We start from the raw sequence: 26,033 nt of genomic DNA on the forward strand, positions 1-26,033 counted from the left end.
ACGGCGGATGGAAGGTTGGCGGGTCGCGGGCGGTCGAGCTCCACGAGTCAATACCGCCGGCCGTCGCCGGAGCCCGACGGGCGCGTTCGATTCCGCCCGGTCCGGTCGCCAGTCCCGGCTCCCGTCGGCGTCTTCGCGGCTCCGGAAACGGGCCAATACCGCGGCTCGCGCGCCGGTCACCGCCCCGTCGCGTTCACCCAGATGTGGACGCTCCGGTAGGCGGTCCCGGCCGACGGCTCGGCCGGGACGTCGTCGCGGTACAGCAGGTACTGGAGCCTGAGCCGGTCGCCGGTCGTCTCAGGGCGGACGGCGTGGCGGCGCTCGACCGTCTCGTTCGCGCCGACGGTCTCGCGGAACCGGTCGACCCGCCGGCTCTCGGCGACGGTCGCGTTCCCGCCCTCGACCGTCACGCGCTGGAGCCGGACCACCACCTCGTACGCCGTCGATTGGCCCTCGTGGTTGTCGATGCCGACGACGACCGTGGCGTTCTCGCCCGGTCCGAGCGTCTCGGGGTAGTCGTCGGCGACCAGGTCGCCCGTCTCGTTCTCGCCGAGGACGTAGAACTCGGTGAACGACTGGCCCTGCTGGGGCCCCGCGACGGCGTACGCGCCGCCGGCGACCGCGACCACGACTGCTGCAACCAGTACCCCGTCGAGGACGGCGTCGGCCCGCGAGGCCGGGTCGAGCAGCTCCGAGCGGGCCGCGTCGGCCCACTCGCGGGCGGGCACCCGGAACCGCTCGTCGGCGGGCACCCGGCGGCGGCGGACCGCCGCGACCGCGACCGCCGCCAGCGTGAGCGCGCCGAGCGAGACGGCCAGCGAGGCCAGCCCGACGTCCCACGGCGTGAAGTTGACCACGAGCGCGACCAGCGGGACGACGACGACGCTCAGCGCCACCGAGAACAGCGCGCGCTCGGGGAGCGTGACGGTCCCGCGACCCCCGAGCGACCGGAAGCCGAGCCCCGAGGCGTCCGGTGACGACGAGTCGCTGCTCGCCGGGGCGGTCGCCCCCGACTCGCGTCTCGCCCCGCCCTCCGAGTTCGACTCGCCCTCCGGACCCGCCTCGCCCGGCCCCGAGTCGGACGCCCGCGACCGCTTGGCCTCGGGGAACAGGGCGGCGGTCAGCGCGTAGCCGGGGGCGACGAGGACGAAGACCGCTCCGAGCGCGACCCGGACCATCGAGTCGCGGACGCCCGGCAGGACGACCGCGAGCGCGGTCGCGACGACGAGTCCGACGACGACCGCCAGGTCCGGCGGGAACCTGCGGACCGGTCGCGGGACGAGCAGCCATCGGTTCGTCCGTGCCATGGTGGATTACGTCGGTGCTCCCGCTTCGCGGTTGTCAGGTAAAAATAGTGGGTTCATTTGAACTCACAGGGCTCCCTCGGGGAGGAACTCCAGCACCCGGCGCACCATGAAGTAGCCAAACAGCAGGAGGCCGCCCGCGACGAGCCACCGCACCCGGGACCGCCACCGGGGCGCGAGGTTGACCGGCGCGGTCAGTTCGGTCAACACCAGCAGGCCGAGCAGCGACCCGACCACGAACAGCTCCATCGACAGCCCGCCGAGCGCCGCGAGGGCCAGCACCGTCGCGAGCATCCACGAGAGCTGCCCGTAGACGAACCGCTGGTGGCGTCGCATCGCACCGTCTTACGACGCCGCCCCACGAGAATGTACCGCCCGACCGGTTCCGTCCGGCGCGGTCAATCGCGGGATAATGCGAACCATTCTATGCGGTCGCCGTCGTAGCCCCGTCAGGATGGGGCGTCGGGGACCGAGCGCGGGGGAGCGTCGCGACCGACCGACCGTGGCGAGCGGCGTGAGCGACCGAGCGACGCCGACGATTCCGCAGGTCGCGCTCGCGGCCCTGACGCTCGCCGTGGTGGCGGCCGTCGTAGTCGCCGGCACCACCTCCTCGGCGGCGTTCGGCCCGTACAACGCCAACTGGGAGGGGACGACCGAGCTCCGGTCGGTCGCGGGCGAGGCCGGCGCAGACGTCTCGGTCGTCCGGGGGACCGCCGGCTACGCGTCGACCCCCGCCGACGGGACGGTCGCGTTCGTGCTGTCGCCCGAGTCGGCCTACAGCCCCGCGGCGGCGTCGCGAGTCGCCGACTTCGTGCGGAGCGGCGGCACGCTCGTCGTCGCCGACGACGTCGGGGGGCGCGCCAACGGCCTCCTGCGGTCGGTCAACGCCTCGGCCCGCGTCAACGGCACTCCGCTCCGCGACGCGGGGTCGAACTACCGCTCGCCCGCGATGCCGGTCGCCACGGGGGTCGCCAACCACTCGCTGGTCGCGGGCGTGGAGTCGCTGACACTCAACTACGGGACGGCGGTCGACCCGCGCGGAGCGACCCCGCTGGTCAACACCTCCGGGTCGGCGTACCTCGACGCCGACCGGGACGGCGACCTCGGGCCGAACGAGTCGCTCGCCACCTACCCGGTGGCGACCGTCGAGCGCGTCGGCGACGGCCGGGTGGTCGCGGTCGGCGACCCGAGCCTGTTCATCAACGCGATGCTCGACCGGCCGGGCAACCGCCGGTTCGTCCGCGTGCTGGCGGTCCAGCACGACCGCGCGCTGTTCGACGCCTCCCACTCGGCGAGCCTCCCGCCGCTGCGGCTCGCGCTCCTGGCCGTCCGGGAGTCGGCCCCGCTCCAGTTCGGGCTGGTCGCGCTCGCGGTCGGCGCGCTCGCGGTCTGGTCGCGTCGGCCCGACCTGTCGCTCCGGGCGCTGGCGGACGCCCGCGGGACGGCCGAATCGACCGCGTTCGAGTCGGTCGATGCGTCGGGACTGGCGGCCCACCTCGAACGCCGCAACCCCGAGTGGGACCGCGAGCGCGTCGAGCGAGTCGCCGAGTCGCTCGAACGCACGCGGAAGCGATAGGCGCTGGCGGGCCAGAACCGATAGGTTCGGGCGTACCCCAGGCGATGTGTTCGGACAAACGCGAAAGACGGTATCGAGCGGGCTCGAACGCGAAACTGGTGGGAACTCGACCGGCGACGGCGTTACTCCGGGCCTACCGACCGCGATCAACCGTTCGAGTTATCCGACTCCGGGTGGTGGCGTCCACGATGACCGAACCTGCCGCCGTCTTCGAGGACCTGCGGACGGAGATAGCGAGCGTGCTGGTCGGCAACGAGGACGCGGTGGAGGTCCTCACCGTCTCGTTGCTGACCCGGGGCCACGTCCTGATGGAGGGCGTACCCGGGGTCGCCAAGACCACTATCGCTCGGCTGTTCGCCCGCGCGACGGGGCTGGACGCCAGCCGGGTCCAGATGACCCCCGACATCCTGCCGGCCGACATCACCGGCACGCACGTCTATCGGGAGGCGACCGGCGAGTTCGAGCTCCAGCGCGGCCCGGTGTTCGCCAACCTCGTCATCGCCGACGAGATAAACCGCGCGACGCCCAAGACCCAGTCGGCGCTGCTGGAGGCGATGCAGGAGCGGGCCGTGACCATCGAGGGCGACACCCTCCAGCTCCCGGAGCCATTCCTCGTGGTGGCGACCCAGAACCCAGTGGAGATGGAGGGCACCTACGAGCTGCCGGTGGCCCAGCGGGACCGCTTCCAGTTCCGGTTCAGGGTCGAGACCCCCGACGAGGCCGACGAGCTCGCGCTGCTCGACCGGTTCGACGACGACCCCGACCTCGGCCCCGACGACGTCTCGCAGGTCGTGAGCGTCGAGGACGTGCTGTCGGCGCGCGAGGTCGTCGCGGACGTGTACGTCGCCCGCCCGGTCAAGCGGTACGTCCGGGACCTCGCGGTCGCGACCCGCGAGCGCTCGGACCTCGAATACGGCGCGAGTCCGCGCGCGGCCCTGTCGCTGCTCGACGCCGCGAAAGCCCGGGCCGCGCTCCGGGGCCGGGCGTACGTCGTCCCCGACGACGTGAAGGCCCTCGCCGTGACGGTGTTCGCCCACCGGCTGGTCCCCGGCACCGAGGCCGAACTCAGCGCCGTGACGGCCGACGAGATAGTCGCGGACGTGCTCGAGGAGGTCGAGCCGCCCGAGCGAGCGCCCGACGAGTTCCGGACCGACGACGGGACGCCCGAGGACCCGCGGTCGGGCGAGCGGCCGGACGACTCGATTCCCGAGGACCCCGCGACCAGCGAGTGACCCCTGCCGGCCGATTATTCGCCTCGACCGCCCGGTTCCGCGTCCCACTCGCAGGTGACGAGGTAGTCGGCGGCCCCATCGTCGACCGCGACCACCTCGGTCGTCACCGGCCGCCGTACGTTCGCGGCGAGGCCCACCCCGAGGAAGGAGGCGACCGGGTTGTCGAACGAGTCGACCGGGCCGTAGACGCTCCCGGCGACCGCGACCGTGACGCGGCCACCCGCCGCGTTCCGGTCCGCCGCCGCGTCCGGGCGGGCGGCTCGCTCGGCGGCCGGGGTCGCGTCGGCGCGGGCGCTGTCGACCACCTCGAACCCCTCCACGAGCGCGTCGGCGAGCTGGGTCGCGAGCGCGCCCGGGTCCGACCGGACCTCGCCCGCCATCGTCGCCTCGAACTCCCGGTAGAGCGCCCCGCCGGTCGGCGGCAGCGCGACCCCGCGCTGGCCGGACTCGTCGACGACGAACAGCGAGTCGAGCCGGTAGGGGTCGGGCACCGCGTAGTCGGGGTGCTGGGGGACGAACAGCCGCACGTCGGCGAACGACTCGTCGGTCGCCCGCGCCGGGGCGTACACCCGGTCGTCGCGCAGGCCGAGTTCGCCCACCAGCTCCCGCCCGGTCGCGGCCAGCGCGGCGTAGACGCGCTCGCCGGTCCCGGCCGCGACGAACCGCTCGGGCGTGAGCCAGTATGTCATCGCGGCCCCGAACAGCCCGGTGGCCCCGAGCGCGAACAGCACGTCCCGGGCGTCGGGGAACGCCAGCGCGCCCACCACCGCCAGCGTCCCGACCGCGAGCAGGCCGAGCGCGGTCCGGCGGTGGGTGGTCCGGCGCGCCCGAACGTACTCCTCGCGGAGCCGGCGGTTCTCCGCGGCGAGGAGGTCGACCTGCGCGGCGAGGTCCTGACGGGTCGTCTCGACATCCGGAGCCGCCCCGTCGTCGGGCTCGTCGCGGGACCCGTCCTCGCGCGCCTCCCCGGGCGCTCCGGCGCGTTCGACGCCGTCACCGCTCATCACTACCACCTCCCGGCCGCTCGGCCCCCGCCGCGAGCCCGAGCGAGACGACCTGATAGCGGTGCAGGAGGCCGGCGGCGAGCCCGGTAGCCCCCAGCAGGACGAGCGCGCCCAGCCACGGGGCCAGCCACGACCGCCCGGCCCACGCGAGCGCGCCGCCCCCGAGCGCCCACCCGACCGCGAGCGCGGCCGACCCGGCCGGGGTCGCGGGCCGGCGGTCGGGCGCGAACAGGAGCCCGAACAGGCCGGCCTCCGCGAGTGCGACGCCGGCCACCGTGGCGGTCGACGCCCCGCCCGGGAGCCCGATTCCGAGCCCGAACGGCCCGCCGTCGACCGCGAGCGCGACCGCGGCCGCCTGCCCGACCGCGAAGGTCTCGGTCGGCGCGAGCAGGAGCCACGCGATGCCGAGGACGGCCGCGCCGGCGACGCCCCGGAGCCCGCCCAGCGCGACGAGACCCAGCGCGGCCGCCAGCAGGGCGACCGCCCCGGCTCGGGTGCGCTCGCGGTCGGCCCGCTCGACCGCGCCGGCGAGGTCGCTCCGGTCGGGAGCGGGGATTCCCGCCATCGTCACCCACCCGGTCGGCCGCCGACCCGTCGCTCGCCGGCCCGGGAGCCGCCCGCGGCTGCCCGGTCGCGCGCGTCGGCCAGCAGGCGCGCCAGCCGGTCGCCAGGCCCGACCTCGAACGCCGACACCCCCTCGACGCTCGCGAGGTCGCGCCGGAACCGCTCGAAGTCGACGTACCGGTCGTAGGCGGCCTCGACGTCGGCGTCGTCCGCGAACAGCGCGGTCGGGGTCAGGAACGCCAGCACGCGGTCGACGTGGCGGGCCGCGACCGTCGCGGCCTCCCGGGTCTCGGCCCGGTTCGCGTCGTCGGTCACGACGACCGCGGTCGTCGCGCCCGCGGACTCGCGGGTCGCGGCCCTAACGCCGGCGTAGAGCGGGTCGGCTGTCGCGCGCTCGACGTACGGGTCGGCGGCCGCGAAGAACGGCCGGAGCCGGTCGGCGAACGCACTCGACTCGCCCCGGAGCGCGACCGCGCGCTCCCGTGCGACCGCCGGCGTGCCGGCCCGCGCGCCGCGAGGCGAGTCGACGCCCTCCGACCCGTCGCCCTCCGGGTCGAGCGCCCGGAGTCGGCGTTCGAGCCGGGCGTACCCCTCGGGGCTGGCGGTCGGCGGGGTCCGGTCGAGCAGCCCCTCCGCGCCGACCTCCGAGAGCGCGACGGGTTCGCCACGCTCGCGGGCGTGGCCGACCACGCCGAGCGCGAACTGGCGGGCGTACTCGAAGGCGGTCCCGCCCGGCGGGCCGACCGCCATCGACGCCCGGCGGTCGAGCACGAGCGCGGTCCCGCGCCGGGTGTCGGTCTCGAACTCGCGGACGTGGGGCTCGCCGAGTCGCGCGGTGGCGTTCCAGTCGATGGTCCGCACCGCGTCACCCGGCACGTACGCCCGGATGTCGGCGAGCTCGCTGCCAGCGCCCCGGGCCTCGCTGCTGTGTTCGCCGTACGCGGCGTCGAGCGCCTCGCCGCCCGCGCCGACGTGGAGGTCGCTGGGCTCGCGCGGGTCGACGGTCAGCCGCGCGGTCTCGCCAGCCGGGAACGACGCCCGGAAGCGCCCGGTTGCGTCGGTCGCGGTCGCAGTCGGCGGGTCGAACTCGAATTCGCCGGCGACCGGACACCGGACCCGGAACGCGGTCGTCGCGGTCCGCTCGCCGGCCGGCACGACCGCGCGACGGTCGTCGGGCGCGGCGTCGGCCGCCGGTTCGACGCCGACCGGGAGCCTCGACTCGACCGCGAGCGCGACCGGCGCGGGCTCGGCCAACTCGACCCGGAGCGCGACCGACACCTCGTCGTCGACCCTGTTCGCCTCGCTGGCGGGCGACTGGACGACCGTCAGGTCGGCGGCGACCTCGCCGACGGCCCGCACGAACGCGTACTGGCGGGCCAGCAGCCAGCCCGCGAGCCCGGCGGCCCCGACCAACAGGAGCGGTCGGGCCAACAGCGCGGCCGACCCCGCGAGCGCGACGACCAGTCCGGCCTCTCCCCAGTACCGGCGCGTAACCCCCATGGCCACTCCGACGGTACTCCGGAAGTTGAAGGTAGCGGTCGTTCGGGGCCGAATCGCGGTCGCGAAGGGTCATCCCAATCCTTTTTCTCGGTGGCGGAGAACCCACGGCCATGACCCTCGACCCGGCGCACTTCGACGGCATCGCGGGGCTGGCCGACCGCATCGACTACGACGCCGCGGACGAGGACCACCGCGACGCCGCCGAGACCGTCTGGGAGCACTACCTCGACCCGCTCCGGGACGCCGAGGGCGTCGTCCTCGAACCCCTCGACGACCTCGCGCGCCGCCGCGTCGACGCCGAGGCGGTTGCGCTCGAAGACCCGCCGTTCCCCACGACCCACGGGCTCGACGCCGGGACGCTCAACCCCCAGCCGTTCAAGAACGGGCTGGTGCTCGACGTGGCTCACGCCGCGATGTGCGCCGACCCCTCGGACCTTCCGCTCCACGACCGCCGGACCGTGGTGAAGGCCGTCCACTCGAACGACGCCTCGACGAACTTCGGCACCGAGTGGGAGCGCTACGACGAGGGGAGCAGGCGCAGAATCGTCCACACCCACCTGCCCCACGACCAGTACGAGGAGGACGTGGTCCACGCGCTCGCGCTGTATCTGGCCGAGAGCACCCACGCGCTCGACCACGCCGACCGGGTCGAGGACCTCCTCGTCCTCGACGGCCCCATCTACCCGACGGGCGTGCTCCGATGGTACTACCGGAGTCCGGCCCTGACCGACCTGTTCGAGGAGTCGGACCACGTCGCGCGCATCCTCGACAACTACGTCGAGCTGGTCGAGACGTTCGTCGACCGGGGCGTGCCGTTCGCGGGGTTCGTCAAGAACCTCTCGTCGAAGGGCGTCGTCCGGACGCTCAAGCGCGACACCGACTTCGGGCCGGTGCCGTGGGCCCACGACGCGGGCCTGTTCGCCCAGATGCTCGAACGCCGCGAGTCGGTCGACGGCGAGTTCGAGCGGTTGACCGACGAGCTGACGTTCACCAACTGGTTCGCCTCCACGGGCGGGATGGACCGCTTTTTCAGCGACGCCGGCAACCCGCACCTCGACCGCGACCTCGCGCCCGAGCAGTACGAGGTCACGTTCTGCGTCGTCTACGACCCGCGCCGGGACCTCGTGTTCAAGGTCGAAGCCCCGAGGGCGTTCACCGACGACCCGGACGTCCGCGAGCGAATCGAGCGGGGGATTCTGCGGGAGGTGGCGGTCCAGCGCGGCCCGCCCCGCGCCGTCGCGAAGGCCGACGAACTCGCGGCCATCGACCACGGGAGCGCCGAATCGCTCGTGAAGTCGTTCGAGCGCTCGCTGGACACCGAACTCGACGACAACTACAACGCGGTCCGGTGGGGCCGGAACTACTGACCGCGACGGGGTTGTTCGTCGGTGAAAAGGCCGACGGCGAGGCGGCGACTCGCCGAGTCGCCACCCCACCCTCGGTGAAACGCCTCGCTTCGCTCGGCGTACAGTTCCCATCCGTCGTGGGCGACAGCGCGACCGGAAACGTCGGCTACTGCGGTTCGGCGGTCTCGGCTTCCTGCTTCTCGACGGTTATCTCGACGTCCTCGGCGTCGACGCCGATGCGGGCGAACTGCGTCCGGACGTGTTCGTTCGCGGCGGCGAGCGCCTGCTCTTTGGTGTCGAACCCCCGTGGCATCGGCGACTCGAAGGCGACGTTGACCTCCTCGCCGTCGACCTTCTGGACCGTCCCGCCGCTCTCGACCGCGTAGAACTCGTCGCAGACCCACACGTAGGGGGCGTCCTCGTCGGGCGCGCCCTTGAACCGGGGCGCTCGCTCGCCACGCTCGTACAGCGTGCCCGTCAGAGTGGTACCCCCGGCTTCGCCACGGATGAGTAGCATAGAGCGGTGGTACGTGACGCGAAGGTAAAAGGGCCGCGTTGGGCAGTGTTCGAATGTACGGCTGTGACCGCGAACAGCTCCTCGAACGCCCTCGGCGCGCACTGACTCGATTTTCCACGTCGGCGCGCGCTGGCGCGAGTTCATCTCGCGCCAACATGCGCGAGGGAGGGGCGCTCTCGTGCGCCCCGAGGCTGGGGAGGCGTGAGGCCCGCCGTCGCGGTGTGGGGCCGTACGGGCGCGGTGCGGGGCGGCGCGGTACGGGGCGGCGCGGCGCGGTGCGGGGCGGCGCGGTCGCCTTGGCGTCTGGGCAAGCGAAGCGCGCGCAGGCTCGGCAGACGCGGTTTGTCTGCCGGCGGACTGAAACGGCGAGCGCGCCGAGGGCTTTCGAGGTCGTGGTTGCAGGCCGAGGGCTTTCGAGGCTGTGGTTGCAGTTCCAGCGTTGTCGCAGAGCGCGGCGAGGGCGTTCGGGGACACGATTGCGATTCCAGCGTCGTCGCAACGACCCCACGTCTCTGAACGCTGGGGCCGCGTTGGAGGGAAACCTGTTTGTCGGATGCGTTCGTTGCCGGGGAACGATGGACGATTCCGACTCCAGTCTCGGCGACTTCGGGACCGGTACGTCCGGGAGCAGTGCGCGCGACGACGACCGGTTCGACGCGGTCGAGGCCGACCCCGTCGGGAACGACCGGGGCGTCGGCGCGCTCTCGGCGGCCGACGGCCTCCGCATCGGCGAGCGCGAGGACGACACCCACCTGCAGGCGTACGTCACCGCCCACAACCGCGGGGACGTGCGGGTGGGCAAGTACCTGCTCGTGCCCTACCCCGACGGCGAGAAGCTGTTCTGTAAAGTCGCCGCGCTGGAGTACCGCCAGGAGTACCGCGTCGACGACGCGACCGAGATTCACGCCCGGCGCGCGATGCGCAACGACGACATCGAGGAGGCCGACTACAAACTGCTGGCCGACCTCGACCCGGTGGCGGTCCTCTACGAGGACGGCGGGGAACTGAAACGTCGGATGACCGACCGAGTGCCCAAGCCCAAGTCGGTCGTCCGCGAGGCCGACGACAAGTCCGAGATAAAGACCGGCCTCAAGATGCCCGCCGAGGGCGTCTTTCTGGGCCACCTCTCGGTCGGCGGCGAGAAAGTGAGGACGGCGGCCGAACCGCCGACCATCGACTACCGGCTGAAAGACGACTACGAGGACGGCGACCCGCTCGTCTTCCGGCACACGCTGGTCGCGGGCGGCACCGGGTCGGGCAAGACCCACGGCGCGAAGAACGTCCTCCGGCAGTTCCTCGCCGAGGACCGCCGGTACGAGATGGACGACGGCGCAAAGCGGCGGGCGGCGGTCGTCCAGTTCGACCCCCAGGACGAGTACGCCCAGATGCACGACGACAACTCGGCGGTGACAGCCGAGGACAGACGACGGTGGGAGTCCGAAGGCATCGCCCACGGCGGCCACGACGACACGCTCGTACTCGTTCCGAAGGAAGACGGCGTGTCCTACGCGGCGGACAACCACCGCGCGGAGTGCGAGCGGTTCACGATTCCGTTCTCGATGGCCGGCGACAGGCCGTGGCTCGTCGCGGGGAGTTCGCTGAACGAGAACCAGTATCCCGCGCTGAAGGAACTGCTCGGGCGGTTCTTCCGGGAGCGGCCCGACGGGACGTACCAGCAGTTCCTGTCGTTCCTCGACGACCCGGCGCTCAAAGAGGAGTTGGACGAGTCTGGGAAAGTCCACGAAGCGACGTACGACGCCGTCAAGCGTCGCGTTCGCGGGATTCCGAGCGGCGTCTTCGACCAGGACGCCGAACCGATAACCGAACTCGACCACAAACTCGTCCGCTCGGGCGGACTGACCACGATTCCGACGTATCACCTCACGTCCAGTCGGGCCAAAGAGATGTTCGTCCTCGCGGTCGCCAGCCTGCTCATCGACGACAAACTCTCGAACACGCCGTCGAGCGACCGCATCAAGGAGACGCCCCTCGTGGTCGGGATGGACGAGGCCCACAACTTCCTCACGGACGCCGACAACGTGCAGGCCCGGAAAGTCGTCGGGAAGTTCACGGACGCCGCAAAGCAGGGTCGCAAGGAGCGACTCGGCCTCTTTCTCATCACCCAGGACCCCCAGGACATCGCCGAACCCGTCTTCAAGCAGGTGAACACGACCGTCGTGTTGAACCTCGGCGACGAGGACGCCATCAAGAGCGTCAACATCCCGCCGGAGTTGGAGGGCAAGGTGCCGTACATGGAGACGGGCCAGATGGTGGTCTACTCGCCCGACAACTCCGAACCGGTCGAGATAATCGGGCTGTCGAAGTGCGTGACCAGACACGGCGACTGAACGGATAATCTCCGGCGTGCGACCGACGCCCGATTCTCACGTCGCCGGAACTGCCTGAATGTTTAAACGACGCGGGGGCGTACCCCCGGTCATGGCGAAGAACGTACTCGTTCCCACCGACGGATCGCCCCAGTCCGACGACGCGCTCGTCCACGCCCTCGAGGAGTTCGACGGCGGGACCATCACCGTCCTCCACGTCATCGACCCCATCGACGCGGGGTACAACGCGCCGGTCGGGATGCCCGGCGGCTCCGAGGAGTGGTACGAGAACGCCCAGGAGCAGAGCGAGGCGGTGTTCGCCGACGCTCAGGAGATAGCCGACGAGTACGGCGTCGAACTCGACACCAGACAGGAGATGGGCCGGCCGGCCCGAACCATCGTGGCGGTCGCCGAGGAGGACGACTTCGACCAGATAGTCATGGGTAGTCACGGTCGCTCGGGCGTCTCGCGCATCCTGCTCGGCAGCGTGGCCGAGACCGTGGTCCGGCGCTCGACGATTCCCGTGACAGTGGTGCGGTAGGGAGTTCCGGTCGACCCGTGACGGCATTTCGTCACGGCCGCCGCCGATTCTTCCGGGAAGAAATAGTTAGATATTAGAATATTGTTCGTATGGCCTCTTCCAATGATTTCGATTCGATTCAAGCGACCACGGTCGTCGGTGCCGGCGAATGTCCTAAAAGTCGGAGCAGTGGTTCTGTCTTTCTTCGGTATCGGGTCGCTCCTATCCGCAGTCGTACAGTTGTACGTCGGAATACGAGGGACGGCTGGCATCCTCGCCGCCGTCGCAATGCTACTCCCCGGCGTGGTCCTGTTCATGATGATGGAGGACCGCGACTTCGACTGGGACGCCTACCGCGAGCGCGGCGACCACCGGGTCGACGCGGTCGTGGTTCTGGCTGCGAGCGGAATCGGGACCGGAATCGGCTACCGACTCCCGGCGGCGACCGCGTTCGCCACCGACATTCAGGTGGCGACCATCTGCGGTCTCGCGGCCGCGTACGAGGTGTTCGTCTATCGGAATCGGGAACTGTTCCCGCCCCACGTCTGGCCGTGGTTCGGGAGCATCTACTTCCGGGTTCGGCTGGACGAGTGAGCGAGAAACGTCGGCGTCGGGACTGGTATCAGGTTGGACTCAGAAGATGTTGGCCTGCCGATACACGCTGATGCCCTCGTTGGTGATGGCGTAGGGCTTTATCTCCCGGGAGTGGTTGGCGTCGCGTATCTTCTGTATCTCGACCGCGAGTCGCGTCTCCCGGAAGTCGTCCGAGCCACGGATGTACTGCAGGACGAACACCGCGTCCACGAGGTACTCGATGATGCCGTGCCGGGAGGCGTAGGGCGTGTCTTGGCTGGCCTCGCTGGTGAGCATGGTCGTCACGCCCGCCTCCTTGAGGCTCTTGGTGAAGTCGTACACCTCGTTGCGTCGGGTGGCCTGGTCGTCGTACATCATCTCCAACAGCGACACCGAGTCGAGCACCAGTCGGGTCGCGCCGAACTCCTCGACGAGGCGGGGCAGGTCGTTGCTGATGGACGTGAGGCTGTTGGCCATCTCGATGGGGTCGAGGTCGATGACCGCGAGCCTGTCCTCCTCGACGTACTCGTCGAAGGCCCACCCCTTCTCCGTGGCGGTGTCGACGATGCGGTCCTTGCTCTCTTCGAGGGTGATGAACACCGCGTTCTCGTCCTGCCGAAGCGCCTCGTGGAGGAACTGAAGGCCGAACGTGGTCTTGCCGGTGCCGGCCGAGCCGATGGTGGTCATTAGCGAGCGCTCGGGGACGCCGCCCTGGACCATGCTGTCGAGGCCCTCGATGCCCACGTCGATGCGCGGGATGGACGACTCGAACTCCTCGTCGTCGAAGTCCTCCTCGAAGGAGTCGTCGGAGTCGCCGAAGCCGCCGCCGAACCCGTCGCTGGCGTCCGGGCCGAAGCCGCCGCCGCCTCCGAAGTCGTCGACCGAGCCACCGCCGTCCCCGAAGCCGCCGGGCGACTCGCCGCCAAATCCGCCCGGCGGGTCGTCGCCGCCGGGCATCGAACCGCCCGTGCCGGCCCCGCCGCCGGGCGCGTTCTCGAAGGCGCTGGCGAAGTCCTCGTCGAAGAGGTCCGCGTCGTCCGAGTCGCTGGGGTCGCCGCCGGTCGCGGCCTCCGACGACCCCGAGCCGTCCGGCGAGTCGCCGGCGTCGTACGGCTCGGCGTCGGCGAATCCCGTCGGCGACGGGTCGGCGTCCGACGCGTCGCCGCCACCGAATCCACTACGCCCGGATTCGTCGCCGCCACCGCCCCCAGGCTCGTCGTCCCCAGCGAAGCCACCGCCCTCGCTCGCATCGAACTCCGCACCGTCCGACGGAGAGTCGGGGGACCGGGCCGCCTCGGAATCCGGGTCGGCGTCCGATTCGGCGTCCTCGTCCTCGCGGAGCGCGCGCTCGAACCAGTCGTCGTCATCGGACACGGGCGTCACCTCCCGGGCGAGCGCGGTACACGTCCGGCACCTCGGACCGACCGCATTTCAATGTTTCTCGCCGCCGGTCGGCGGACTTTTGACGGCCCGACGAGAAGTGCCGACGATGAACGTCGGCATCGTCGCACAGAAGGACAACGACCGTGCGGTCGAGTTGGCCGGGCGGATGCGCGACGCGCTCGCCCCGGAGGTGGCCGTCAGGCTGGACGTCGAGACCGCCGACCGGCTCGGTTCGGAGGGGTCGCCGGTCGACGAGATGGACGCCACGGACCTCGTCGTGTCGGTGGGCGGGGACGGCACCTTCCTGTTCGCGGCGCGGGGCGCTGGGACGACGCCCGTCCTCGGCGTCAACCTCGGCGAGGTGGGCTTCCTGAACGGGGTCGCGCCGGACGACGCGGTCGAGACGGTCGAGGCGGTCGTCGCCGGTTACCGGGAGACGGACACGATTCCCTGCCGGGAGGTGTCCCGGCTCCGGGCCACCGGCGGGGGCGACTGGACCCTCCACCCGGCGATAAACGAGATCGTGGTTCAGGGCCCCCAGCGCGGCCACGGACGCGGCCTCGACTACGAGGTCTCGATCGACGGCCACCGCTTCACCGGGGGTCACGCCGACGGCGTACTGGTCGCGACGCCAACCGGGAGTACCGCGTACAACCTGAGCGAGGGCGGCCCGCTGGTCCATCCCGAGGTGGACGCGCTGGTGGTCACGGAGATGAGCGGGGCCGAGTCGATGCCGCCGCTGGCGGTCCCGCCCGACAGCCGGGTCGAGGTTCGCGCCGAGGGGGCGGCGTTCGGCTACGTCAGCGCCGACAGCACCCGCGAGCAATTCGAGATGCCCGAGCGTGTGACCGTCCGCGCTGCCGCGGAGCCGATCCGAATCGCCGAACCCGCCAGCGACTTCTTCGAGGCACTCGGGAAGCTCGACTGACTCGACGGTCACCCGTCCAGCCAGCGGGCAAGCGGACGAGTCGAGTTCTTCCTGAAGGGAAAGCCCTAATCCCGCTGCTTCGCTAGCGACTGCTAATGGACGAGCAACTGCCGGACGTACAGGCGTCCGAACCCGACGTGAGCGTCGGACTCAATCGCGTCGGCGTGACGGGCGTCAAGAAGCTGGTCGAACTCGCCCGGCCCGACAAGCGTCCCATCGTGCTGACGGCGGAGTTCGAGGTGTTCGTCGACCTGCCCAGCTGGCGGAAGGGCGCGGACATGAGCCGGAACATGGAGGTCATCGACGAGATTCTGGAGGACGCGGTGAGCGAACCCACCTACCGGGTCGAGGACGTCTGCGGCGAGGCGGCCGAGCGCCTGCTCGACAAACATGAGTACACGAGCAAGGCCGAGGTCCAGATGGAGGCCGAGTACATGCTCAAGGACCGCACGCCCGAGAGCGACCGGCCCACCCAGGCCACCGCCGACATCGTCGCCGGCGCGACCGCGACCGACGAGGGCACCCGCGAGAAGATCGGCACGCGCGTCACCGGGATGACGGTGTGTCCCTGCTCGCAGGGGATGATGGGCGCGACCGCCCGCGAGAAGCTGGAGGAACTGGGCGTCGGCGAGCGCGAGGTCCGGGAATTTCTGGAAGAAGTGCCCCAGGCCGGTCACTCCCAGCGCGGCCACGCCACGCTCACGGTCGAGAGCGGCGGCGCGCCCGAGGTGAACCTCGACGACCTCATCGAGGTGGCACGGGACTCGATGAGCGCCCGCATCTACAACCTCGCGAAACGGCCCGACGAGGACCACATGACCTTCGCGGCCCACGCCGACGCCAAGTTCGTCGAGGACTGCGTGCGCGACATGGCCGAGGGCGTGGTGGGCGAGTTCCCCGACCTGCCAGACGACGCCGTGGTGACGATGAAACAGAGCAACGACGAGTCCATCCACCAGCACAACGCCCACGCCGAGCGCGTGGCCGACGTCGGGACGCTTCGGGAGGAACTGGGCGAGGACTGAGCCCCCGCACTCCGTTCGATTCCGCTCTTCTGTCCGAACGAGCCACGCCCCCAGACTCAACTCCGTCCAGCGCGAAGTCCGACTATGAGCGTCACCGGCCTCTGCCAGATTTGCGAGACCAACGAAGCCGAACATTCGTGTTCCAACTGCGGCACGCTCGCGTGCGCGGACCACTGGGACGAGGCGCTGGGTCTGTGCGCGGAGTGCGCCGCGACCGTCGAGCGCGGTGATGATAGAGAGCGTGTCCAGCCCGACGATCTGGACGACGACGACGTGATGCGGTTCTGAATTTGCTGTTTCGGGCTTGAGAGCGTCGGGACGAACGTCTCGAAAGCCCTCGGCGTACTCTCCCACAGCAGTACAGCAAACCCGGCCTCGAAAGCCCTCGGCGCGGTCACGCGAGCGAAGCGAGTGTGACGTTGTCGGAGCTTGCCTCCGACAGAACTCGCGGTCGCTCGCCGACATATCTGACGGACGTAGTTGCGTCAGATAGGGGTCGGCGAGGCGACCACGCGATGCGCGAGCCCGCCTCGCCCTTTCAGTCCGTCAGGGAGTCAACTGTGTCACCGAGCGCGAACTTGGCCGTAGTCCACTCCCGCAGGTATCAAGAGGCCGTCGCTCCAACTCCCGGCCGTGACCGTCTCCGCCGTCGTCTTCGACTTCGACTACACGCTGACAGTTCCGGACCGCCCCCGGCAGGCGGTTCTCGACGAGGCCACTGCGGCGGTGGGCGCGCCCGACATATCCCGCGAGGCGTACCTCGACGCCCACTCGCGGCACCTCGACAGCGAGAGCCGGGTGCCCATCTTCGCCGAACTGTTGCCCGAGACCGGCGACGTCTCCCCGGAGGCGCTGACCGACGCCTACCGCGAGAAGGTCGCCGACTCCCTCGTGGCTGTCGAGGGCGTCCCCGAACTGCTCGCCGACCTCCGCGAGGAGTACGCGCTCGGCCTGCTGACCAACGGCCCGGGCGACGCCCAGCAGAGCAAGCTCGACCGGTTCGGCTGGGTCGACGCGTTCGACGCGGTGGTCATCACCGGCCACATCGAGGCCGGCAAGCCCGACGAGCGCGCGTTCCGCGCGGTGCTGGACGACCTCGGCGTCGCGCCCGACGAGGCGGTCTACGTCGGCGACGACCCCGAGGCCGACGTCGAGGGCGCGACGAACGTCGGAATGGCGGCAGTGCAGGTCGTCTTCGAGGGCGGGCCGGACCGCCACCCGGACGCGGACGCCTACGTCGAGCGCGACGCACTGGCCACCGACCTGCCGGGGATTCTGGCGACTCTATAGAGCGTTTCCGGCCGGTGGACCGACCACGAGTTCGGCCGGGTGCCAAACCGCTATCCCGGCGGACGAAAGGGCGAGGCGAGCGCGCCGAGGGCGTTCGGGAACCTGTTTGCTAGTGCAGTGTCCGAGCGGACGTTCGAGGACTCCTCGCCTCTGCAGTCGCGTTCGCAGCTACGATTCGTCCAGAACCGCCACGAAGACGTCCGTCGCGCGCTTGACCGCAGCGCCGTCCTCGACGAACACCAGCGTTCGCGGCGGTCGCACCGCCTTCGGTCGCACGCGCAGTTCGACCTCTGCAGCGGCTTCGGCCGCGGCGTCGACGCGCTCGCGGAACTCGACCCGGACGCGGTCGGGGTGGACGTACACCTCCGCGAGCGATTCGGAGTCACCCTCGCGCTCCCGACCGACCTCGTAGGCCAGGTTGCCATCCTCGGACGGTTCCGCGTCGGGGTCTGCGTTCACCACGGCGAGCGCGCCGAGGCCGGAGTCCTCGCGGCCCGAGACCTCCGAGGAGAGCAACTGAGCGATGCGCGTGCCGTCGGTGGTTCGGTCCTCGACCATACCGGACCTTCCGGGCGCGGCGGAATCAGGCTTCGGCTTTGGGCTCCTGGTCAGCCGTCGTCTCTCAGTTCCGCGCGCGCCTCTGCGGCTTCCGCGCCGACGTCGATACCCCGTCTGCGGGCGTACACCACGGCGGCGGCCTCGATGGTCACGCCGAGCCGTCCCTGGAGGTCGTTTATCTCGGCCACTGCGGTCTGTTTGTCCGTGTCCGCCGCGACCACTCTGTCGAGCAACTTCTCGAAGGTCGATTGTTCCTGCAAGATGGACTCGTCGGGGACGAAGGCTTCGGGAATCTCGACGTCCCCGGGGTCGAACGCCGCGACCACGTCGCCGTCCTCGCGGGCGAGCAGTCCCTGCCCGGCGGCCACGTCGACCAGTCGCTCGGCCTGGTCGGGCGAGAACCAGTCGCGGTCGAGCGACAGCGCGACCACGAACTCGCTCTCGGGCATCGATTCGGTCCCCTTCTGCTGGAACGGGGCGGCGACCGCACTCCGGAGGCTCATTCGGTTGGAGTGGTGCGGGAGTGGCGCGTAAAAGTGGCGGTTCCCGTCGGCGCTGTCGCTCGTGGCAGATGGCGACTTGGACCGGAAAAGATTCGAACGCCGTCGCAGTTAGCAGATCGGCGACGGACTGCCGATGCACGGGAATTCGCTGCCACCGCCGCTCCCACCGCCACCACCGCCACCGCAGAGCAGCGAGATGTCACTCTCTATCTGAACCGGACAACTGTTGTCCGACGTGACGACGTCGATCTGGGTGGCACCGTCGTTCTCGACGTCCTGTGCGGTCGGGGCGTCGGCAGCAGCCCCGGTGGCCGTGAGTCCTGCGAGCAGTACGAGCGCCGCGAGTCCGAGTTTCGCCGTTTTTCGCATCATGGTCATCGATAACTTTTGTCTTGGAAGACATCAGCTATTATCGTCTAGTGGGTAAAATACTTTTTTATTAGTATTAATACTGGAACTTCTAGTGATGTACGGTACTCCGCGCATCCGAGCCGGCCGACGGACAGGGAAGAGTCGGGTCCGATGCGGACGAGGCCCGTCGCGCGTCGCCAGCGGCCGCACCAGCCGTGAATCCAGCGAGTGCGACGAGCGCCGCGAGTCCGAACTTCGTCGTGTATCGAGTCCGGACCGAGCGACCGGGGAGAAAGCGATTTGTACCGTTCCGATAGTTAGCAGGGGATCAACGGGTCGTTACACGGGTCAGGACTGATAGGGATGTCGCCGCCACCGCCGCCACAGAGCGGCGACACGCCGCCCTGTAGCCTGAATGGACAGTCGTTGTTCGCCGTGACGACGTCGACCTGGGTGGCACCGTCGTCGGGCGTCACCTGCTGGGCGGCCTGACTGTCGGCAGCGGCCACGCCGCCGGTGATGCCCGCGAGCAACACGAATGCCGCGAGTCCGAGTTTCGCCGTTTTCCGTATCATGGTCATCGGTAACTGGTTTCTATCCAGCCACCCGACGTTGTATTCTCACACCTGAAGTATTTTTTCATAGAAATATCTACTATAATTCTACGTATAGCAGCGTGGTCGTGAGCTCCGACTCGAACCACCGAACGAAAAGGGGAGCGTGGGCTCCGTTACGTGTACTCGTCGCAGTCCCCGTAGTACTCGCCCGTACTGGGGTCGTACCGGCAGTCACAGTCGATCGGGTCGACGCAGTAGTCGAACGTGCCGACGTCGTCGGGCGTCGTCACGAGGTCGGCCCCGGCGTCGGCCGAGGTGTCGGCGACGGTCGCCCCCGCTCCGACGCCCGCGAGCAGGGTCGTGGTTGCCAGCGCCAGCAGCGTGGTGTACAGGATTGCTTTCTTCATGGTGTTCTCACGGGTGCGTGCGGCACCCAGGAAACATTATCCACGAAAACATTATTAAACTAATGGCTAGAAACGTGGAATATTATGGGGCGCGAGTCGAACGCTGTTCGACTCGCGGGAGCGACTCGCAGAGACGAGACAGCAGCCGACACCGCGAGGCGCGGACGCCTGCGGTCACGTCGGACGCCGGGAGGCGTCTCACACCACGTTCGCGGCTGGAACCTTCTACTCCCGGAGACCGTCAGGGCGAGAGCCGCTGGCGGTCCCGCGGGAACAGCACGGCCTCGCGGATGTTCTCCAAGCCCAACATCGTCATCACGAGTCGCTCGCCGCCCAGACCCCACCCGGCGTGGGGCGGCATGCCGTACTTGAACATCTTGGTGTAGTACTCGAACGCCTCGGGGTCGAGGCCCTGCTGTTCGAAGCCCTCGACGAGCCGGTCGTAGCGGTGTTCGCGCTGGCCGCCCGAGACGAGCTCCATGTTCGGAGCCATCAGGTCGAAGCCCGTCGAGAGGTCGGGGTCGTCGTCGTGGTCCTTGATGTAGAAGGGCTTGATCTCGCTGGGCCAGTCGGTGACGAAGTAGTGGCTCCCGACGTCCTCGCCGAGCGCCTTCTCGCCCTCGGTCGGCAGGTCGTCGCCCCACACCAGTTGCTCGTCGAGCGCGCCCGTCGCGTTGATGCGCTCGATGGCCTCCTCGTAGGAGAGCCGGGGGAACTCGCCCGACGGGGCCTCGAAGTCCTCGTAGCCCAGTGCTTCGAGCTGCTCCTCGCAGTTCTCGGCGACGCCCTCGTAGGCGGCCTTCACGACGGTCTCGCAGGCGTCCATGGCGTCGTGGTGGTCGTAGAAGGCGCTCTCGAAGTCGATGGAGGTCGCCTCGTTGAGGTGGCGGGGCGTGTTGTGTTCCTCGGCCCGGAAGATGGGGCCGATCTCGAACACCCGTTCGAGGCCGGAGCCGACCATCAGCTGCTTGAACAGCTGGGGCGACTGGTTCATGAACGCCTCCTGCCCGAAGTAGGTGATGGGGAACAGCTCGGTGCCGCCCTCGGTGCCCGTCGCCACGATCTTGGGCGTGTTTATCTCCGTGCAACCGAGGTCGCGGAACGCCTCGCGGGCCGACCGCAGGACCTCCGCGCGAATCTCGAAGACGGCCTTGGATTCGGCCTTCCGGAGGTCGAGGGTGCGGTTGTCCAGTCGAGTCGAGAGGTCAGCGTCGACCTTGCCCGAGGGGTCGAGCGGGAGTTCGGGGTCGGCCTCGGCGACGACCTCGACCGACTCGGGGACGATTTCGACGCCGGTCGGGGCTCGCTCCTCGGCCTCGACGTCGCCCGAGACCTGCACGACGCTCTCGCGGTTGACGTTCGTGCCGGTCTCGACGAGGTCGTCGTCCATCTCGTCTTTCTCGAACTTGACCTGAATCTTGCCGGTGGTGTCCCGGACGATGAGGAATGCGATGCCGCCGAGGTCGCGTATCTCGTGGGCCCAGCCGGCGACCGTCGCGCTGTCGCCGGGTTCGGCGTCCGCCGCGTACGTTCGGTCTTCCATACGCGTGGATTCTGTCGGGCCGGTCTTAAACGCGGTCATTTGAATCGGGCGGCCGTCGCGAGCGAGCCCCGGTCACTCTACCGGGCGTGTGCCAACTCGTCACTCGATGTCCGTCCGGCCGAACCACCACGCGCTTACCGCCACGAGGACGGCCGTTCCGGCGAGCAGGACGGCCGCGCCCGCCAGGTCGTACTCGCCCGAGACCAGCACGGCGGTCGGGTCGTAGTACCGGGTCGGGCTGACCGCGCCCAGCAACCCCACGTCGGCGGCCCCGCTGACGGTCTCCAGCAAGAAGAGACCGAAGATGGCACCGAGGCCCCCGCGCTTGGCCACGTCCGAGTCGCCGACCGCGACCGAGAGGACGAGCCCGATGGCACCGCAGGCCAGCAGGTAGGGAATCGACAGCAGGTGGACCGCCGCGAGGTCGGCGGCCGGAACCGACTCGCCGATGACGAGCACGCTGGCGTACACCACCGCACCGACCACGAGGTTGAGTGCGAGGACGCCCGGCACCAGCGAGAGGAACTTCTCGACCACGACCCGGCGGCGGGTGACGGGCGCGGCGAGCAACACGTCCATCCGGCCGCGCTCGACGTCGCCCGCGACGAGGCCGCCCGCCTGATAGGCGACGTAGACGCCCAGCATCAGCAGCCAGAAGAACTGGTAGAGCTCCACCGCCAGAAAGCCCTCGATGGTCGCGATGGAGAACGCGCCGGTCGCGCCGAACGCCGCCTGCATCGCGGGCGGCAGGCTCGCCACGTAGGCGTCGAGGTCCGCGCCCGAATTGGCGATGGAGGGGAACAGCCCGACGAACAGCACCGACATGACCGCCAGCAGGACCGCCAGCACCAGCGCGCCCGTGAGGCGGCGCTCGGCCTCGTACTCGGCGATGTCAAGCATCCCGCTCGCCTCCCGCGACCGCCGACCGCTCCGGGCCGACCGCACGGCCGTCGGAGTGCTCGCCGTAAAAGCGCATGAACACGTCTTCGAGGGGCGCTTCCTCGACGTCGAGGTCACGGACCCGGTAGTTCTGGAGGTGGTCGAGCAGCGCGTCGTACTCCCCGGTGAACATGAACGAGGCGGTACCCCGCTCGGCGTCGACGTCGAGGTCGTGGACGCCCGCGAACGCGAACTCCCCGGGGTCGAGGCTGTCCTCGACCGCGACCGAGACGTGCTTGCCGCTCCGGTCGAGCAGGTCCTCGACGCCCTCCAGCGCGGCCAGACGGCCGTCACGGACGATGCCCACGCGGTCACAGACCTTCCGGACCTCGCTCAGGATGTGACTGGAGAAGAAGACGGTGGTGCCCCGGTCCCGTTCCTCGCGGACGAACTCGTAGAGCCGTTCCTGCATCAGAGGGTCGAGTCCCGACGTGGGCTCGTCCATGATGACGAGGTCGGGGTCGTGCATGAACGTCAACACGAGCGCGAGCTTCTGGCGGTTGCCCGTGGAGTACTCGCCCACTTCGCGGTCGACCGGCGCGTCGAACAGGTCGAGGAGGTCGTCGCTGCGCTCGTCGCCCTTCAGGTCGGCGTGATACTCGACGAGCCGCCGGCCGGTCACGCCCTCGTCGAATCCGGGGTCGCTCGGGAGGTAGCCGAGCCGTCGCTTGGCCGCGACGAGCGCGGACTCGTCGGTCACGTCCCGGCCGAGCACGGTCGCCGAGCCGGCGGTCGGCGAGAGCAGCCCCAGCAGGGTCCGGATGGCCGTCGTCTTGCCCGCGCCGTTCGGCCCGAGGAAGCCGAACACCTCGCCCGACTCGACCTCGAACGAGAGACCCTCGATGCCCCGCGTGTCGCCGTAGTACTTCGTGAGCCCCGAGGTTTCTATCGCGCCCATGGGTCCAGTCTACGAACAGGGGCGGTTTCAGGTTTGGGTCCCCGTCGGTCGGCGCGCTCGCGAAAGCGAAACGGTTCTGTCTGCGGGAGCGAAATCCATCCCGTATGGGCGACGACCGTCTCGACGACCTCGACAAGTACATCATCCACGCGCTCCAGTGCGACGCCCGGAAGACCTCCACGAGCACCATCGCCGAGCACGCGGACGTGTCGGCCAGCACCGTTCGACACCGCATCCGGAAGATGGAGGACGCCGGCATCATCAGCGGCTACCACCCCTCGATCGACTACGAGAAGGCGGGGTTCCAGCTCCACACGCTCGTCGTCTGCACCGCCCAGATTCCCGAGCGCGAGGAGCTCGCCAGGCGCGCGAAGGAGGTCGAGGGCGTGGTCGCCGTCCGGGAGGTGATGACCGGCCACGAGAACATCCACGTCGAGGTCATCGGGACCGACGGCGACGACCTGCGCCGCATCGGCCAGGAGCTCGACGCGCTCGGGCTCGAAATCGAGGACGAGGACCTGATACGCGACGAGTACGAGAACCCCTACGAGGGGTTCCGGACGGTCGACGCCGACGAGGACTGCCAGGGCGGCGACGCTACGTGACCCTATTACCGATTTGTGAATAATTATGCCTTATATTGACGAACCGGGGACATAGTCGGGTCTCTTATGGTGGTCCGGCGAGAACGCTCTCGTGACGAAGACATGAATTCGAAACGCCAACAGGTACGGGTCCGACTCTCGCGGTTCGCCGGCGTCCGCGGTCGACGACGAACGTCGCGCGCTCGCCCCGACGGAGGTGAACCCGGATGTTCCGAAACGGGCGGGCCGCCGGGCTGAGCGCCGACGCGGTCCGGGCGACCGCCGGCGGGATGCGGGGGTCGAGCGCGGTCGGGAGCGCGGAGCGACCCGACCCCGCGGCCGGGAGCGGGAGGTAATCCGCCATGGGAAAGGAACTCGAACGCGACCTCGGCCTGTTCGCGGTCATCGCCATCAGCATCGGCGCGATGATCGGCAGCGGCATCTTCATCCTGCCCGCGCTCGCGCTCGAAATCGCGGGTCCGGCGGTCATCCTCGCGTACCTGGTCGCCGGGGTGCTCGTCCTCCCGGCGGCGCTGAGCAAGGCCGAGATGGCGACCGCGATGCCCGAAGCCGGCGGGACGTACATCTACATCGAGCGCGGGATGGGGCCGCTGTTGGGCACCATCGCCGGGCTCGGGACGTGGTTCTCGCTGTCGTTCAAGGGCGCGCTCGCGCTGGTCGGCGGGGTCCCGTACCTCGTCGTGCTGTTGGACCTGCCGGTGACGCCCGTGGCGCTCGGGCTGGCGGTCCTGCTCATCGGGGTGAACTTACTGGGGGCGAAGCAGACCGGCCGCCTGCAGGTCGGCATCGTCGTCGTGATGCTGGCCGCGCTGGTCTACTTCGTCGCGGGCGGCACCGGCTCCATCCAGCCCGCCCAGTACGAGGGCTTTTTCGACAAAGGGGCCGGCGGCGTGCTGGCCGCGACCGGGCTGGTGTTCGTCTCGTACGCGGGCGTGACCAAGATCGCCAGCGTCGCCGAGGAAATCGAAGACCCCGGCCGGAACATCCCGCTGGGCATCCTCGGCTCGCTGGGATTCACCACGATACTGTACGTCCTCATCGTGTCCGTGGTGGTCGGCATCGTCCCCGGCTCGGAGCTGTCGGGGTCGCTGACGCCGATGGCCGACGCCGCGCAGGTCGCGCTCGACAGCACGGGCGTAATCGTCGTGGTGGTCGCGGCGGTGCTGGCGCTGGTGAGCACTGCGAACGCCGGCCTGCTGTCGTCGTCGCGGTACCCGTTCGCCATGAGCCGCGACGGGCTGATGCCCGACTCGCTGGGCACCGTCAGCGACCGGACCAACACGCCGTCGCTGGCGATATCGCTCACCGGCGCGGTGATGCTGGTGCTCATCGCGTTCGTCCCGGTGCTGGAGATAGCGAAACTCGCCAGCGCGTTCCAGATACTCGTGTTCGTGCTGGTGAACGTCGCGCTCGTGGCGTTCCGCGAGGGCGACGTCGAGGGGTACGACCCCGAGTTCAGGTCGCCGCTGTACCCGTGGACGCAGGCGTTCGGCGCGGTCGGCGGCCTCGTCCTCCTGACCCAGATGGGGACGATACCAATCCTCGGTGCGGTCGTCATCACGCTCGGGTCGGTCGCGTGGTACTACACCTACGTCCGGGGTCGCATCGACCGCGAGGGCGTCGCCAGGGACGTCGTGCGCCGGTCGGTCGGTCGCCGGGTCGTCGAGCAGACCCGCTCGACGGTCGACGACAGCGACGACTACGAGGTCCTGGTCCCAATCACCGAGGGGACCAGCGAGCGACGCGAGTCCGCCCTCCTGGGCATCGCGGCGGGGCTCGTCGGCCAGCGCGACGGGCGGGTCCGCGTGGTCCAGTTCGACGAAGTGCCCGACCAGACGCCGCTCGAACGCGCCTCGGCCGAGCAGTCGCCGGCCGACGTGGCGTTCGAGGAGCGAACCGACCGGCTGGCGGCGGACGTGGACGTGCCGGTCGAGTACGGCGAGATCGTGAGCCACGACACCAGACACGCCATCGTCAACTTCGCCGACCACCACGGCTCGGACCTCATCGTCCTCGAACGGGACGCGACGCCCCTGCGGTTCGGGCTCGTCCGCAACGACTTCGAGTGGATAATCGACCACGCGCCCTGCGACGTCGTCGCGGTCGGCGAGGACGTGGTCGGGGCCGACGAGTACGACGTCGAGGCCGACCACGTGCTGGCGCTGGTCACCGACCGCGGCCCCTACGACCCGCTGAAGGTCGAAATCGCCGACGCGCTCGCCAGCGAGGGCGACGCGACCATCCAACTGCTCTACCCCGTCTCGCCCGACGCCAGCACGCAGCGCCGGGAGACGATTCGGGAGTACCACGACGAACTCGCGTCGGTGTGCTCGGTCCCCGTCGAGTCCGTCCTCGTCGAGTCCGATAGCGACCGATTCGAGGAACTGAGCGACGCGACCGGGGCGGTCGACCTCGTCATCGTGGGCGACGACGGCGGGCGGGTTCGCCGGACGCTGTGGCGACGCTCCCAGGACAGGCTCGCGGCCGACGCGCAGGCGGCGACGATTCAGGTCCACCCCCACGGCTCCGAGCGCCCCGGACTGCTCGGCCGAATCGTCGAGCGGCTGGCGTTCTGAACGAAAC

28 protein-coding genes are annotated in these 26,033 nt (G+C 69.9%); 13 read left to right on the forward strand and 15 right to left on the reverse strand.

Going from position 1 to position 26,033, the window contains the following annotated elements; all coding sequences use genetic code 11:
- Positions 1 to 176 precede the first annotated feature (176 nt).
- Positions 177 to 1,307: a DUF1616 domain-containing protein gene (locus tag EPL03_RS07050; protein ID WP_135828654.1), complete on the reverse strand. Its 1,131-nt coding sequence runs from the start codon at positions 1,305 to 1,307 to the stop codon at positions 177 to 179.
- A gap of 63 nt (positions 1,308 to 1,370) precedes the next feature.
- On the reverse strand, positions 1,371 to 1,640 hold the full coding sequence (locus tag EPL03_RS07055; protein WP_135828655.1) for a hypothetical protein: 270 nt from the start codon (positions 1,638 to 1,640) through the stop codon (positions 1,371 to 1,373).
- A gap of 178 nt (positions 1,641 to 1,818) precedes the next feature.
- Between EPL03_RS07055 and EPL03_RS07060 the strand changes: the two genes are divergently transcribed.
- Together EPL03_RS07060 and EPL03_RS07065 are read left to right on the forward strand one after the other, a co-directional pair.
- On the forward strand, positions 1,819 to 2,880 hold the full coding sequence (locus EPL03_RS07060; protein WP_244605218.1) for a DUF4350 domain-containing protein: 1,062 nt from the start codon (positions 1,819 to 1,821) through the stop codon (positions 2,878 to 2,880).
- Positions 2,881 to 3,068: 188 nt separating this feature from the next.
- Positions 3,069 to 4,112: an AAA family ATPase gene (locus tag EPL03_RS07065; RefSeq protein WP_135828657.1), complete on the forward strand. Its 1,044-nt coding sequence runs from the start codon at positions 3,069 to 3,071 to the stop codon at positions 4,110 to 4,112.
- Positions 4,113 to 4,126: 14 nt separating this feature from the next.
- On the opposite strand, the gene EPL03_RS07070 is transcribed toward EPL03_RS07065, so the two are convergent.
- Genes EPL03_RS07070 through EPL03_RS07080 form a run of 3 tightly spaced genes read right to left on the reverse strand, consistent with a single transcriptional unit; the run spans position 4,127 to position 7,180 of the window.
- Positions 4,127 to 5,116 (reverse strand): hypothetical protein, encoded by a 990-nt coding sequence (locus EPL03_RS07070; protein ID WP_210424930.1) that lies wholly within the window; start codon positions 5,114 to 5,116, stop codon positions 4,127 to 4,129.
- Complete coding sequence (locus EPL03_RS07075) at positions 5,106 to 5,681, reverse strand: hypothetical protein (RefSeq protein WP_135828658.1); 576 nt, start codon at positions 5,679 to 5,681, stop codon at positions 5,106 to 5,108. The genes EPL03_RS07070 and EPL03_RS07075 overlap by 11 nt, the downstream gene beginning before the upstream one ends.
- A gap of 2 nt (positions 5,682 to 5,683) precedes the next feature.
- Positions 5,684 to 7,180 carry a DUF58 domain-containing protein gene (locus EPL03_RS07080; protein ID WP_135828659.1) on the reverse strand — a complete coding sequence of 499 codons (1,497 nt, stop codon included), beginning with the start codon at positions 7,178 to 7,180 and terminating at the stop codon, positions 5,684 to 5,686.
- Positions 7,181 to 7,290: 110 nt separating this feature from the next.
- Here EPL03_RS07080 and EPL03_RS07085 point away from each other — a divergent pair, with 110 nt between their 5' ends.
- Positions 7,291 to 8,547, forward strand: a complete 1,257-nt coding sequence (locus EPL03_RS07085) for a DNA double-strand break repair nuclease NurA (protein ID WP_135828660.1) — start codon at positions 7,291 to 7,293, stop codon at positions 8,545 to 8,547.
- A gap of 145 nt (positions 8,548 to 8,692) precedes the next feature.
- On the opposite strand, the gene EPL03_RS07090 is transcribed toward EPL03_RS07085, so the two are convergent.
- Positions 8,693 to 9,043, reverse strand: coding sequence for a DUF7113 family protein (locus tag EPL03_RS07090; protein WP_135828661.1), 351 nt, complete (start codon positions 9,041 to 9,043; stop codon positions 8,693 to 8,695).
- A 575-nt stretch (positions 9,044 to 9,618) separates the two neighbouring features.
- Here EPL03_RS07090 and EPL03_RS07095 point away from each other — a divergent pair.
- From EPL03_RS07095 to EPL03_RS07105, 3 genes are all read left to right on the forward strand, one after another.
- Positions 9,619 to 11,391, forward strand: coding sequence for an ATP-binding protein (locus EPL03_RS07095; RefSeq protein WP_135828662.1), 1,773 nt, complete (start codon positions 9,619 to 9,621; stop codon positions 11,389 to 11,391).
- 91 nt (positions 11,392 to 11,482) lie between these two features.
- Positions 11,483 to 11,911 carry a universal stress protein gene (locus EPL03_RS07100; RefSeq protein ID WP_135828663.1) on the forward strand — a complete coding sequence of 143 codons (429 nt, stop codon included), beginning with the start codon at positions 11,483 to 11,485 and terminating at the stop codon, positions 11,909 to 11,911.
- A gap of 267 nt (positions 11,912 to 12,178) precedes the next feature.
- Positions 12,179 to 12,484 (forward strand): hypothetical protein, encoded by a 306-nt coding sequence (locus EPL03_RS07105; RefSeq protein ID WP_135828664.1) that lies wholly within the window; start codon positions 12,179 to 12,181, stop codon positions 12,482 to 12,484.
- A 39-nt stretch (positions 12,485 to 12,523) separates the two neighbouring features.
- Here EPL03_RS07105 and EPL03_RS07110 read toward each other — a convergent pair whose 3' ends face one another.
- Complete coding sequence (locus tag EPL03_RS07110; RefSeq protein WP_135828665.1) at positions 12,524 to 13,837, reverse strand: KaiC domain-containing protein; 1,314 nt, start codon at positions 13,835 to 13,837, stop codon at positions 12,524 to 12,526.
- Between the two features lie 115 nt (positions 13,838 to 13,952).
- On the opposite strand from EPL03_RS07110, the gene EPL03_RS07115 reads away from it, so the two are divergent.
- The 4 genes from EPL03_RS07115 (at position 13,953) to EPL03_RS07130 (ending at position 17,089) form a co-directional block, all read left to right on the forward strand.
- Positions 13,953 to 14,774: an NAD(+)/NADH kinase gene (locus EPL03_RS07115; RefSeq protein WP_135828666.1), complete on the forward strand. Its 822-nt coding sequence runs from the start codon at positions 13,953 to 13,955 to the stop codon at positions 14,772 to 14,774.
- A 95-nt stretch (positions 14,775 to 14,869) separates the two neighbouring features.
- Positions 14,870 to 15,799: a GTP cyclohydrolase MptA gene (gene mptA / locus EPL03_RS07120; RefSeq protein WP_135828667.1), complete on the forward strand. Its 930-nt coding sequence runs from the start codon at positions 14,870 to 14,872 to the stop codon at positions 15,797 to 15,799.
- 84 nt (positions 15,800 to 15,883) lie between these two features.
- A complete protein-coding gene (locus tag EPL03_RS07125) occupies positions 15,884 to 16,087 on the forward strand; it encodes a hypothetical protein (RefSeq protein ID WP_135828668.1) in 204 nt (67 codons plus the stop codon).
- 345 nt (positions 16,088 to 16,432) lie between these two features.
- A complete protein-coding gene (locus tag EPL03_RS07130; protein ID WP_135828669.1) occupies positions 16,433 to 17,089 on the forward strand; it encodes an HAD family hydrolase in 657 nt (218 codons plus the stop codon).
- 168 nt (positions 17,090 to 17,257) lie between these two features.
- Here the strand turns inward: EPL03_RS07130 and EPL03_RS07135 are convergent, their stop codons facing one another.
- The 8 genes from EPL03_RS07135 to EPL03_RS07170 form a co-directional block, all read right to left on the reverse strand.
- Entirely contained in the window at positions 17,258 to 17,647 is a 390-nt protein-coding gene (locus tag EPL03_RS07135; RefSeq protein ID WP_135828670.1) for a hypothetical protein, read from the reverse strand.
- A gap of 50 nt (positions 17,648 to 17,697) precedes the next feature.
- The gene (locus EPL03_RS07140) at positions 17,698 to 18,150 is read right to left on the reverse strand and encodes a DUF2240 family protein (protein ID WP_135828671.1); all 453 of its coding nucleotides are present in this window, start codon (positions 18,148 to 18,150) and stop codon (positions 17,698 to 17,700) included.
- Between the two features lie 108 nt (positions 18,151 to 18,258).
- Positions 18,259 to 18,522: a hypothetical protein gene (locus tag EPL03_RS07145; protein WP_135828672.1), complete on the reverse strand. Its 264-nt coding sequence runs from the start codon at positions 18,520 to 18,522 to the stop codon at positions 18,259 to 18,261.
- A 296-nt stretch (positions 18,523 to 18,818) separates the two neighbouring features.
- Positions 18,819 to 19,076, reverse strand: coding sequence for a hypothetical protein (locus EPL03_RS07150; RefSeq protein WP_135828673.1), 258 nt, complete (start codon positions 19,074 to 19,076; stop codon positions 18,819 to 18,821).
- Between the two features lie 155 nt (positions 19,077 to 19,231).
- Positions 19,232 to 19,465 (reverse strand): hypothetical protein, encoded by a 234-nt coding sequence (locus tag EPL03_RS07155; protein ID WP_135828674.1) that lies wholly within the window; start codon positions 19,463 to 19,465, stop codon positions 19,232 to 19,234.
- A 241-nt stretch (positions 19,466 to 19,706) separates the two neighbouring features.
- Entirely contained in the window at positions 19,707 to 21,008 is a 1,302-nt protein-coding gene (gene aspS / locus EPL03_RS07160; RefSeq protein ID WP_135828675.1) for an aspartate--tRNA(Asn) ligase, read from the reverse strand.
- 99 nt (positions 21,009 to 21,107) lie between these two features.
- A complete protein-coding gene (locus EPL03_RS07165; protein ID WP_135828676.1) occupies positions 21,108 to 21,908 on the reverse strand; it encodes an ABC transporter permease in 801 nt (266 codons plus the stop codon).
- Positions 21,901 to 22,845 (reverse strand): ABC transporter ATP-binding protein, encoded by a 945-nt coding sequence (locus EPL03_RS07170; RefSeq protein ID WP_135828677.1) that lies wholly within the window; start codon positions 22,843 to 22,845, stop codon positions 21,901 to 21,903. Before EPL03_RS07170 ends, EPL03_RS07165 begins: the two co-directional genes overlap by 8 nt.
- Positions 22,846 to 22,949: 104 nt before the next feature.
- Here EPL03_RS07170 and EPL03_RS07175 point away from each other — a divergent pair, with 104 nt between their 5' ends.
- From EPL03_RS07175 to EPL03_RS07180, 3 genes are all read left to right on the forward strand, one after another.
- A complete protein-coding gene (locus EPL03_RS07175) occupies positions 22,950 to 23,450 on the forward strand; it encodes an Lrp/AsnC family transcriptional regulator (protein WP_135828678.1) in 501 nt (166 codons plus the stop codon).
- A 206-nt stretch (positions 23,451 to 23,656) separates the two neighbouring features.
- The gene (locus EPL03_RS20615; protein WP_280178833.1) at positions 23,657 to 23,785 is read left to right on the forward strand and encodes a hypothetical protein; all 129 of its coding nucleotides are present in this window, start codon (positions 23,657 to 23,659) and stop codon (positions 23,783 to 23,785) included.
- A 6-nt stretch (positions 23,786 to 23,791) separates the two neighbouring features.
- A complete protein-coding gene (locus EPL03_RS07180; RefSeq protein ID WP_135828679.1) occupies positions 23,792 to 26,026 on the forward strand; it encodes an amino acid permease in 2,235 nt (744 codons plus the stop codon).
- The last annotated feature ends 7 nt before the right edge of the window (positions 26,027 to 26,033 follow it).

This window comes from Halorussus halobius, from assembly GCF_004765805.1.
GTDB lineage: Archaea > Halobacteriota > Halobacteria > Halobacteriales > Haladaptataceae > Halorussus > Halorussus halobius.